Origin of the sequence: Kitasatospora sp. NBC_00070, assembly GCF_045041205.1 — a bacterium.
GTDB lineage: Bacteria > Actinomycetota > Actinomycetes > Streptomycetales > Streptomycetaceae > Kitasatospora.
In genome coordinates, this window is the sequence record NZ_CP108247.1 from 3,845,605 (window position 1) to 3,857,058 (window position 11,454).

Here is an 11,454-nt window from a genome sequence, read left to right on the forward strand (position 1 = left end):
TGAATCAGATGCATTTGATCCGGTGCTAGCGTTCGCGATCTGTCGTCTACGCACCATGAATGCTGGGAGTACTCCAATGGGGGCCATACCTCGGAGGTGGCCGGGCCGCCGGTCCGCCGCGCTCACGGGTCTGGTCAGCCTGTCCCTCTCCGTCGGCCTGCTGGGAGCGGCTCCCGCCGCGCTCGCGGCCGACCCCAAGGGGGCGGCCGACCACACCACAGCGCCCGACCGACCGGTCAGCGCGCGCGAGCGAGCCGAGTCCGCCGCGCAGGCCGAGGCCAAGCGCACCGGGAAGCCGGTCCCCGTACCGGCGTTGACCACCGAGACCGACACCGTGGTGGCCAACCCGGACGGCTCGTTCGCGCTCTCCCGGAGCGTCGCTCCGGTGCGGACCAGGCAGGGCGACCGCTGGGCCGAGCTGGACGCGACGCTGGGCAAGTCGGCCGACGGCCTGCTCCGGCCCCGGGCGACCGGCAGCGCGCTGGCCCTCTCCGGCGGTGGCAACGCACCGCTCGCCACCCTGGAGCAGGACGGCAAGAAGATCGTCCTGAGCTGGCCCGAGGCCCTGCCGGTGCCCACGGTGGAGGGCGACACCGCCACCTACCGCGAGGTCGCACCCGGCACCGACCTCAAGCTGACCGCCGATCAGGCCGGCGGCATCTCCCAGGTCCTGGTGGTCAAGTCGGCCGAGGCCGCCCGCAGCCCGAAGCTCGCCAAGCTCACCATGGGTCTGAAGAGCCAGGGCGTGAGCGTCGCCGCCGACCAGCACGGCAACCTCAAGGCCACCGACGAGGCCGGCCGACTGGTCTTCCACGCGCCGTCCCCCACCATGTGGGACTCCAGCACCTCCGCTCCAGCCGCACCCGCCGCCAGGGCCCTCAAGTCTGCCCCGCTGTCGGCCGCCCCGGCGGCGGGCGCGAACGCGGCCGCCGCCAAGCCCACCTCCGACGAGGACGGCCCCGGCGGGCAGGCCAAGGTCAGCCGGCTGAAGACCGACCTCGGCGCCGGCACCGTCGCACTCACCCCCGACGCCGGCTTCCTCGCCGACCCGAAGACCACCTACCCGGTCTTCATCGACCCCGCCTGGCAGCCCACCAACCGGGGCACCCAGCACTGGGCCTGGGTCCAGGAGGGCTACCCGAACACCGTCAACTACGACGCCTACTCGGCCTCCTACGACCCGGGGGTGGGCTACCAGCAGTGGCAGACCGCCAAGGGCCTGGAGCGGTACTACGTCCAGCTGGACACCGGCGACCTGCGGGACAAGAGCATCAAGAAGGCGTCGCTGTACGCCACCCAGTCCTACGCGGCCGACGCCACCTGCACCAACAACCGCGGTGTGGTGCTGCACGCCACCGACACGCTGGGCGCCGGCACCACCTGGAACTCCCAGCCCTGGGACTGGGGCGCGATCGGCACCTCCTGGATGAACAGCTCCGGCGGCAACGGCTGCCCGGGCACCACCACCCGGGGCGAGTGGGACGTCCGCCAGCACCTGGCCGACAACGAGTGGCGCGGCAACCTGACCTTCGCGCTGTTCTCCGCCGACGAGTCGAAGACCGGCGGCAACTACTCGTTCAAGCGCTTCACCCGGGACCGCAACAACCTGCCGTTCCTGTACATCGAGTACAACCGGGCACCGTACGACCCGTGGAGCCTGGCGATCAACCCCGCGCCGCAGAACGCCAACGGCAACGGCTGCGGCTGGATCGGGGCGACCAACGCCGCGACCGGCATCCAGTTCTCGGCCTGGATCGGCGACCCCGACAACCAGACGAACGACACCCACTTCGTCGTCCACGACACCACCGCCGGCGAGCCGGTGGCCTGGGACAGCGGCTGGATCGCCTCGGCCGGCGGCACCCACTGGGCCTCGGCGACCACCACCAGCCTGCAGGACGGCCACCGGTACTACTGGAAGGCCCAGGGCGGCGACGGCGACCGCATCTCCGCCAACTGGTCGTTCGGCTGCATGTTCAGCCTCGACACCACCCCGCCCTCGGTGCCGGTGGTGACCTCCGCCGAGTACCCGCCGGCCGGCACCCTGCCCGGCTCGTCCAAGTTCATCGGACAGCCCGGTGCCTTCACCGTCCGCTCGGCCGACGCCTCCAGCGGAGTCCTGTTCTACGAGTACGCGTTCAACGGGAACATCCCGGTCGGCAGCGCCCAGCGGGTGGACGCCACCGGTGACGGCAGCGCCGCGATCAACCTGACGCCCACCACCTGGGGCACCAACGTCCTCCGGGTGCAGGCCGTCGACCGGGCGGGCAACCGCTCGCAGCAGCAGACCTACACGTTCTACGCACCGGACAACCCGGCGGCGAAGACCGTGCTCGGCGACATCACCGGTGACGAGCGGGTGGACCTGCTCGCCCCGACCCCCGGCGGCGACCTGGTGGTCTACCCGACCGCGAGCGACCCGGCCGCCGGGGTGACCGCCTCCGACAAGGCCAACAGCCCGGGCGGCAAGGGCTGGAACGGCACCCTGGTCACCCACCGGGGTGGCAACGGGATCCGCTACGACGACCTGTTCGCCTACCGCGACAAGGCCCTCTACCTCTACCGGAACTCGCTGACCCAGGGGGGTCTGGCCGCCAACGCGAACCTCTACTTCGCTTCCGCCAAGCAACTGCCGGTCGGCCGCCCCGACCCGCAGGACTGCCTCGTGCAGGCCACCGGCGCCCCCTGCGGCGACGAGTACGCGGCGGACTGGAGCCGGGTCAGGCAGATCCTCGCGGTCGGCGACGCCAGGAAGGAGGCCGGCGACCCGCGCAACGACCTGATCACCGTGGAGACCGACGGCAAGGGCCGCACCCAGCTGATCCTGTTCCAGGGCAGCGGTGCCACCGGCACCCTGCGCGATCCGATCGTGCTCGGCTCCGCCGGCTGGGACGGGCTCACGCTGATCGCCCCCGGCGACGCCACCGGCGACGGCCTGCCCGACCTCTGGGCCCGGGACGACAGCACCGGTGACGTCTACCAGTACGCCAACGCCGCCGATGTCGCCGCCCTCGGTGACCACAGCAGGCGCACCCGGATCGCCCAGCAGCTCAAGGCCACCGACTACCCGGTGCTGAGCTCCTCCGGCGACACCAGCGCCGACACGGTCGCCGACCTCTGGGCGCTGGACAGCCGGCAGCGGCTGGTCACCCTGAACGGCACCGCCACCGGCAAGGTGGTCACCGGCTTCGGCACCGCCAACACCGTCGGCGACGCCCGGATCTCCCGCTCGCACTGGAATCTCAACGAGGGCACCGGCAGCACCGCCGGCGACCTGCGCCGCCGGACCGACGCCACCCTGGGCGCCGGGGCCGGCTGGACCGATGCGACCGTCGCGGGTACCGCCACCAAGGTGCTCGACCTGGACGGCAGGACCGGTGTCGCCACCACCTCCGCCCCTGTGGTCGACACCAGCCACAGCTTCACCGTCTCCACCTGGGCCCGGGTCGACACCCCCGGTGGTGTGATCGTCAGTCAGGACGGCGCCCACGCGAGTGGGTTCGTCCTCTGGGCCGAGGGCGGCGACAGCACCTGGCGGTTCGGGATGTCCCAGCGCGACAACGAGGACTGGTCCTACGACCAGACGCTCACCATGAACGCCGCCGCCGCGATCCAGGTCGGCACCTGGACCCAGCTGACCGCGACCTACGACCAGCCCACCGGACAGCTCGCGCTGTACGTCAACGGCACCCTGGCCGGGACCGGCTACCACGCCCGTGAGCTGGCCTGGAACGCCACCGGCCCGCTGGCGGTCGGCCGGTACAGGTACCAGTCGAAGCCGAGCACCACCTTCGACGGCGCGGTCAGCAACCTCTCGGTGCTGGACTACTCCTCCGTGCCGACGGCGGCCAGGACCAGCCTGGTCTCCGGGGTCAGCGAGGCCAAGTGCCTCGACGACAACGCCTCCGGCACCGACAACGGCACCGCGATCCAGATCTGGGACTGCAACCCCTCGACGGCCCAGCAGTTCGAGATCCGCGGGGACGGCACCCTCCGGGTCCTCGGCAAGTGCCTGGACGTCCAGGGCAACGGCACCGTGAACGGCTCCCCGGTCGCGCTGTGGGACTGCAAGGACCCGGCCGGCAGTGACGCGGGCAACCAGCAGTGGCTGCCCCGGGCCAACGGGGCCCTGCTCAACCCGCAGTCGGGGCGCTGCCTCGATCTCCCCGACGGGAACATCGGGAACGGCACCCGGGTGACCCTGTACGACTGCAACGGGAGCAACCCGCAGCGCTGGTCGGCCGCCGGCCTCGGCTCCCCGGCCGCCGCCCGGGCGGGCGGCAGCTGACACCCGTCCGACCCCGAAGGGCCCGCAGCCGGTAGCTGCGGGCCCTTCGGGGTCCGGGTGCGCTCAGAGCGACTTGCGGAAGGTCTCGGCGGTGGCCAGGAAGAGGTCGTTGCCGGCCGGCTCGCCGATGGTGACGCGGACGCCCTCGCCGGGGAACGGGCGGACCACGACGCCGGCCGCGGCGCAGGCGGCGGCGAAGTCGAGGGTCCGCTCGCCGAGCCGGAGCCAGACGAAGTTGGCCTGGGTGTCGGCGAGTTCCCAGCCCTGGGCGGCCAGCGCGGCGGCCACCCGGCCACGCTCGGCGACCAGCGCCTCGACCCGGACCAGCAGGGCGTCCTCGGCGCGCAGCGAGGCCACCGCGGCATCCTGGGCGAGCTGGCTGACCCCGAACGGGACGGCGGTCTTGCGCAGTGCGGTGGCCACCGGCTCGTGCGCGACGGCGAAGCCGACCCGCAGGCCCGCCAGGCCGTACGCCTTGGAGAAGGTGCGCAGCACGCAGACGTTGGGGCGGTCGCGGTAGAGGTCGAGGCCGTTCGGCACCCGCTCGTCCCGGATGAACTCGATGTACGCCTCGTCCACCACGACCAGCACGTCACTCGGGACGGCGTCCAGGAAGCGCTCCAGCTCGGCGCGGTGGATCACCGTGCCGGTCGGGTTGTTCGGGTTGCAGACGAAGATCAGCCGGGTCCGCGGGGTGATCGCGGCGAGCATCGCGTCCAGGTCGTGCTCCTCACCGGCGGTGAGCGGGACCGGGACGGGGGTGGCCCCGGCGACCTGGGTGATGATCGGGTACGCCTCGAAGGAGCGCCAGGCGAAGATCACCTCGTCGCCGGGCCCGGCGGTGGAGAGCACCAGCGACTGCGCCACGCCGACCGAACCGGTGCCGAGCACGACGTGCTCCAGCGGCACCCCGAACCGGCCGGCCAGCTCGGCGACCAGCTCGCTGGACGCCATGTCCGGGTAGCGGTTGAACGAACCGGCCGCCGCGACGGCCGCGTCCAGCACGCCGGGGAGCGGCTCGTACGGGTTCTCGTTGGAGGACAGCTTGTACGAGTCGGCGCTGGCCGGCTTGCCCGGCTTGTAGGTCGGGATGCCGTCCAGGGTCGGCCTCAGCCGGGGACCCTGCGCTGCCGTACCGGTCACGGTGCTCTCCTTAGCGAATTCTGCGGTGCCCTGCGCGGCCGGGATCGCCGTACGCGCTCGGCCCTTGGTGCGCACCCGTACCACCCCGGTCGGGTGCCCCGAACGATACCGAGACCGCTCACCCGTAGGGGTGAGTTGCTCGTTCGGGGTACGGATACCGATCAGCCATTCTGCCGGGTTCCTATGGCACATGTCAGAGGTAAGAAGGCTGGAACAGGACGGGTATCCAAGGGCTTGCACCGCGATGACTCATGGAGAAACGGTTCTTCTGCCCTCCGGTCGGCCCCGGTCACAACAGGGCGTCATGAGCCATACGATCGGTCCGCCATGACAGCAGCAGCCAATCAGAGCGGTCGGCGACCCACCCCTTCGCGGCGACTGGAACGGGCCGGCATCCGGGATGTGGCAGCAGCCGCCGGAGTGTCGATCACCACGGTCTCGGACGCCCTGAACGGGAAGGGCCGCCTGCCCGACGAGACCAGAAGCCGAGTCCGCGAGGTGGCCGAGCGCCTCGGCTACCGCCCCTCCGCCGCCGCCCGCACCCTGCGCACGGGCCGGTCCGGCCTGATCGGACTGACCGTCACCACCTATGGCGAGGAGCCGTTCACCTTCACCGAGTTCGCCTACTTCGCCGAGATGGCGCGAGCCGCGACAAGCGCGGCGCTCAGTCGGGGGTACGCCCTGGTCGTGCTCCCCGCCTCCTCCCGGCACGACGTCTGGGGCAACATCGCCCTGGACGGCACCGTGGTCATCGACCCACCCGACCAGGACCCGCTGGTCAGCGAGCTCTACCGGTCCGGAGTCCCGGTGGTCAGCGACGGCAAGCCGGGCAACTGCCCGGTCACCGCCTGGGTGGACAACGACCACGAGGCCGCCGTGCTCGGCATCCTCGACCACCTGAGCGAGGCCGGCGCGCGCCGGATCGGCCTGCTCACCGGCACCTCCACCGACACCTACACCCGGCTCTCCACCGAGGCCTACCTCGACTGGTGCCGCCGGGTCGGCCAGGAGCCGGTCTACGAGACCTACCCCGCCCACGACCCGGCCGCCGGAGCGGTGGCCGCCGACCGACTGCTCGCCCGGCCCGACCGGCCGGACGCGGTCTACGGACTCTTCGACCCGAACGGCACCGACCTGCTGGCCGCCGCCCGGCGGTACGGGATGCGGGTGCCGGACGACCTGCTGCTGGTCTGCTGCAGCGAGAGCGACGTGTACGCCGGCACCGAGCCGCCGATCACCACCCTGTCGCTGAAACCCCGTCGGATCGGCACCACCGTGGTCAACCTGCTCATCGACGCGATCGAGGGAGTCGACTCCGGTACCGGAGTGGACGTCGGGCGGCTCTTCCCGCCCCGGTTCCGCACCGCCTCGGCCGGGCCGCCGCCGGGCACCCTGATGCCCACCGAACTGATCATCCGCGCCTCCTCGCAACGCCGTAGTCCCCGCACCACGGTCAGCCCGCCCCGCCCTCCGGGGGAGGTCTGACGGCGGTCGCGGCCGCACCGCACACCGCCCTCCCGCCGCCCGGCGGGACCGCTCCCGGACCACCGGTGGGCACCCGCCGGGCAGCACCTCGGGCAATTGGTGGGCACCGGGTGAGGACGACGGGAGAGGCCTCTTCCTATGATGGGCGAATGACACCCGAGGACCGCCTCCCCGGACCTGAGCTGCCCGAGTCAGGCCCCCGCCAGCAGCAGGACCTCGACGTGCTCCCGTACGGCTCCTACTACGAGCCGCCCGAGCCGGTGGGCGGCTACGGCTACGACGCCACGTACAGCGGATACGGCGGCGCCCGCTTCCTCGAACAGCACTGGCCGACGGCCGGTCAGACCGCTCCGGCCTACCGGGAGACGGTCGGTCAGACCGACCCCGGCTACCGGGAGTCGGCCGGGTCGGACGACCCGCCGACCATCGAGCTCGGCCCGCCGGTCCCGGCCGAGGAGCTGCACTACCCCTACCCGCAGCCCGAGCCCGGCGAGGCGCCCGGCCCGCTGTACGTGGTCGGCGACGTGCACGGCTACCTCGACGAGCTGCTGGCCGCGCTGCACCAGCAGGGCCTGATCGACGCCGAGGGCCACTGGTCCGCCGGGCGGTCCCGGCTCTGGTTCCTCGGTGACTTCACCGACCGGGGCCCCGACGGCATCGGCGTGATCGACCTGGTGATGCAGCTGGCCGCCGAGGCCGCCGCCGCCGGCGGGTACTGCCGGGCCCTGATGGGCAATCACGAACTGCTCTTCCTGGGCGCCGCCCGGTACGGCGACGAACCGGTCCAGTCGACCGCGGGCACCGCCTCCTTCCTGGCCGCCTGGCGGCTGAACGGCGGTCAGCAGACCGACCTGGAGCGGCTGGAGACCCACCACGTCAGCTGGCTCTCCCGGCTTCCCGCGATCGCCCTGGAGGACGGCCACCTGCTGCTGCACTCCGACACCACCGCGTACCTGGAGTACGGCGACACCATCGACGACGTCAACGAGTCGGTGCACCGGCTGCTGGCCGGCGAGGGCGCGGACGAGTGGTGGGACTGCTTCCGCCGCTTCACCAAGCGGTTCGCCTTCCGCGGCGAGGCGGGCGCGCAGGCGGTGCACGAGCTGCTCGGCGCCTACGGCGGCCACCGGGTGGTGCACGGGCACAGCCCGATCCCCTACCTGACCGGCACGGCGCACGCCGAGGACGGCGCGCCGCCGCACATCCCCGGCCCGTACATCTACGCGGAGGAGCTGGCGATCGCGATGGACGGCGGGGTCACCATGGACGGGCGGCTGCTGGTCGCCCGGCTGCCGTTGAACTGAGCTTCCCGAGGGTCGGACTGAACTGTCACTGAGCGGTTCTGAGCTCGTCCCGAACGAGCTGAAATTCCGGAAACCGACTGTGTCCGGGTCGGTTCCCACCCCTACCATCGAGGCACCGGCGCGCTGTCCGCGCGCCACTTCACCCTGCACCGGCCCATCCCGCACCGACCTTTCGCACCGACATCCCGCACCACTCTCATCGCACCTCCGCGACGACGGAACGGGGTACCCCGTGGTCAACACCACCCCGCACCTGCAGGCCGAAGACCGAGCGGACTTCGACCGGGCCCTGGACGAGGCCCTGCGCGACGCCCGCCTCACCGAGGCGCTCAGGGCATCCGGGCCACATCTCAACTCGGCCCAACTGCGCACCAAGGCCGCCCAGCTGGCCGACACCATCGCGGCTCCCGCCGACCCGGAGTACCAGCGGTACACCGCACTCCGCGACGCCGGCCCGCCCGCGCCGCTCGGGCTGACCGACCGGCTCCGCTCCGAAGAGGGCGCCGGGCTGCTCCCGGTGCTCACCGTGCTGACCCCGATCCTGGCCGGGACGGGCGGCGTGGTGCTGCTGCTGATCGGCTACGCGATGCGCGGCGCGGCTCCCGAACTCGCTTTGGCACACGCGGTGGTGACGGCGGGTTGGGTCTCGCTCGCGGTGGGCGGGGTCGCCCTGCTGGTCGGGAGCGTCGGGCTGCTGCTGACCGCCCTCAGGGACGGCGCCGCCCCGAGGCAGGACGGCGACCTCGCCGAGGCCCGGCGGCTCTGGCAGATCGCCCTCCGCGAGCGGGCGCTGCTCCCCTGGCTGCTCGACAACCTCTACACCGAACCGGCCGGGCTGCCCGCTCCGCGTCCCAACACCCGCCCGAACGACCACGGTTACACCAGCCCCGGCTTCACCAGCCCGGGCGCCGAGGGCGTCACCGCGGCGGACGGCCGCACCCCCAGACCGGCCGAGTTCACCGGCCCGGGCTACAGCTCCCCGGACTTCACCAGCCCGGGTGTCGAGGGCGTCACCGAGGCCGACGGCCGGACCCCGCGGCCGGCCGAGTTCACCGGCCCCGGGTACAGCTCGCCGGACTTCACCAGCCCGGACGACGTCTGAGCCGGCCGGCTCACCGGGTCTACCCGGGCTCGGCCAGCAGCTCCGCCGCCGGGGTGTGGTTGCCGGTGGCCGCCGCGCCGGACATCGCCCGCGCCGCGACGGCCGGGGCGGTGTCCGGCGGCACGACCAGGAGCAGCAGCTGCTGCTGACCGGCGCCGGTCAGGGTGACCGTACCCGCGCTGGTCGAGCACCAACTCACCCGTACCGGAAGCCCGTTCGCGGCGACCGCGACCGGCAGCCGGTGCCAGCCCGCCGGGTCCAGAGCGACCCGGAGGATCCGGTCGCCCGGGTGGGCGGCGAGGGCGCTGATCAGATCGGGCAGTTCGGCCCCGAGGTCGGTGGAGCGGGGCCACCAGGCACCGTCGAACAGGCCGTCCCGGTCCCGGGTCCGCTCCAGTACCAGCCGGGGCAGTGGCGGCATCCCCGGGGATGCCCAACCACCGGCGCTGTTCGGAAAGTTGACGGTCCGCATCGGAATCCGCCCATCCGGCCCTGGTTCCGGACCGTTCGCCACCCAGGGCGGGCACCGGCAGGCTGCCGGTGGTCGACGTGTCCTCGGTACTGCCCACCGTACTCCGCGCGCCCCGGCACCGGAGTAGCCTGGGCCTCCTCCAGGGCACCCCGAAGTCCGGTCCGCCGGTCCGCCCTGGTCGCAGGGACGACACCGGGCCGGCGAAGCCGCCACCCGGGGCAGGCGCCGGTGACATCGTGACCACCACCTTCCCGACCACTGAAGTGACCACCTTCCCCGGCGCCGGACGGCTGACCGTCGCCGACGCCTTGGAGCACCACGACTTCCAGATCACCGACGACCGCACCGTCGGCCACGCCAACGAGATCTTCCGCAGTGCGCACGTCCCCTACCTGCTGGTCCGGGACCACGACGGCCGCTGCGAGGGGCTGGTGACCCGGGTCGCCATGAGTCCGTTCCTCTCCCGCTCCCGGTACTCGGAGCGGACCCTGGTCGGCACCACCGCGCACCAGCGGGGCCCGTTCGCCTGGCCGACCATGGGTCTGGCCTCCGCCGCCCTCGCGATGCGGACCATGCGGCTGACGGTCTGGCCGGTGGTCGACGACGACGGCTACCTGCTCGGCGTGATCACCTCGGACCGGGTCGGCGACCTGCTGGCCCTCGCCTGACCCGGCCGGAAGGTCTCGATTTCCCAACGGGTGAGGGATCTGTGCCGGAACGGTGAACAACGCGCCCGTCCTCTGGTTGACTCCCGGGTCTGCCCACCCGAGACGGATCGGAGCACCTCACCGTCATGCCCTCGTCCATACCCGTCGGCCGCCGGCGGCTGGCTGCCGCCGCGGGCTTCGTCCTCGCGATCGGCTTCTCGCTGACCGGCTGCGGGTCGGCGGCCACCGACACCGGTGTCCCGGCCCGCACCGTGGTCTCCAGCCCGGCCGCCGCGACCACCCCCGCCGCACCCGTCGTCGTTCCGACCCCGGCCCCCACCCCGACGGCCGACGCCACCACCCCGCCGCCCGCACCCCCCGCACCGGCGGCGACCACCCCGGCCACCAAGGCCCCCGCACCCCCGGCCACCCCCAAACCCGCCGAGCCCCGCCACACCACCAGCGCCCCGAGCGCCCCCGCCCCCACCACCGCGGCGGCGGCCGGCCCCTGCGAGATCGTCTCCAACGCGGGCAACTGCTACAAAGCCGGCCAGTTCTGCCGGGACGCCGACCTCGGCCGGAGCACCCACGACGCCACCGGCCGCCTGCTCACCTGCCGCATGGTCAGCGGCAAACCGCACTGGCAGGCCTGAGCGGACGAAGCGCTGCTCCGGGTTCTCGTTGCCCCCGGAGCGGCGCGGCCCGGTGGCGACGGGACGTCAGCCGAGACCCGGGTCCTGCCACGACCGGGGCCAACGCCCCGACGGCCGAGGGGGACCCGCGATCCCGAGATCGCGCCGCGCACTGGCGTAGAACGCGTCCCGTGCCTGGCTGATCCGCTCTTCCGCCCGTGACCAGCCGGCGGGATCCACCCGCTGCCCCCGCGCGTACAACTCGAGGTTCCCCACTGCTTCGTGCCAGGTACGGGCTGCTCCGATGGTCCCGGCATCCCCCACCAGCAGGACCTCCCCGGCTCTCGTCGGTGTGACTGTCGGAGCTGCCGGCTCGTACAG

At 72.8% G+C, this 11,454-nt stretch carries 8 protein-coding genes; 6 read left to right on the forward strand and 2 right to left on the reverse strand.

Annotated features, from left to right (window positions below; genetic code table 11):
• The first annotated feature begins 76 nt into the window (after window positions 1–76).
• The gene (locus tag OHV05_RS17840) at window positions 77–4,288 is read left to right on the forward strand and encodes a ricin-type beta-trefoil lectin domain protein (protein ID WP_405018574.1); all 4,212 of its coding nucleotides are present in this window, start codon (window positions 77–79) and stop codon (window positions 4,286–4,288) included.
• 63 nt (window positions 4,289–4,351) lie between these two features.
• Here OHV05_RS17840 and hisC read toward each other — a convergent pair whose 3' ends face one another.
• Window positions 4,352–5,431: a histidinol-phosphate transaminase gene (gene hisC, locus OHV05_RS17845; protein ID WP_405018575.1), complete on the reverse strand. Its 1,080-nt coding sequence runs from the start codon at window positions 5,429–5,431 to the stop codon at window positions 4,352–4,354.
• Window positions 5,432–5,758: 327 nt separating this feature from the next.
• Between hisC and OHV05_RS17850 the strand changes: the two genes are divergently transcribed.
• From OHV05_RS17850 to OHV05_RS17860, 3 genes are all read left to right on the forward strand, one after another.
• Window positions 5,759–6,916 (forward strand): LacI family DNA-binding transcriptional regulator, encoded by a 1,158-nt coding sequence (locus OHV05_RS17850; protein WP_403040015.1) that lies wholly within the window; start codon window positions 5,759–5,761, stop codon window positions 6,914–6,916.
• A gap of 149 nt (window positions 6,917–7,065) precedes the next feature.
• Window positions 7,066–8,220 (forward strand): metallophosphoesterase, encoded by a 1,155-nt coding sequence (locus tag OHV05_RS17855; protein ID WP_405018576.1) that lies wholly within the window; start codon window positions 7,066–7,068, stop codon window positions 8,218–8,220.
• Window positions 8,221–8,452: 232 nt separating this feature from the next.
• Window positions 8,453–9,322 (forward strand): hypothetical protein, encoded by an 870-nt coding sequence (locus OHV05_RS17860; protein WP_405018577.1) that lies wholly within the window; start codon window positions 8,453–8,455, stop codon window positions 9,320–9,322.
• Window positions 9,323–9,341: 19 nt separating this feature from the next.
• On the opposite strand, the gene OHV05_RS17865 is transcribed toward OHV05_RS17860, so the two are convergent.
• Entirely contained in the window at window positions 9,342–9,743 is a 402-nt protein-coding gene (locus OHV05_RS17865; RefSeq protein ID WP_405018578.1) for a DUF5994 family protein, read from the reverse strand.
• Window positions 9,744–10,030: 287 nt separating this feature from the next.
• Here OHV05_RS17865 and OHV05_RS17870 point away from each other — a divergent pair, with 287 nt between their 5' ends.
• Window positions 10,031–10,462: a CBS domain-containing protein gene (locus tag OHV05_RS17870; protein ID WP_405018579.1), complete on the forward strand. Its 432-nt coding sequence runs from the start codon at window positions 10,031–10,033 to the stop codon at window positions 10,460–10,462.
• A gap of 125 nt (window positions 10,463–10,587) precedes the next feature.
• Window positions 10,588–11,094, forward strand: coding sequence for a hypothetical protein (locus tag OHV05_RS17875; protein ID WP_405018580.1), 507 nt, complete (start codon window positions 10,588–10,590; stop codon window positions 11,092–11,094).
• Window positions 11,095–11,454: the final 360 nt, after the last annotated feature.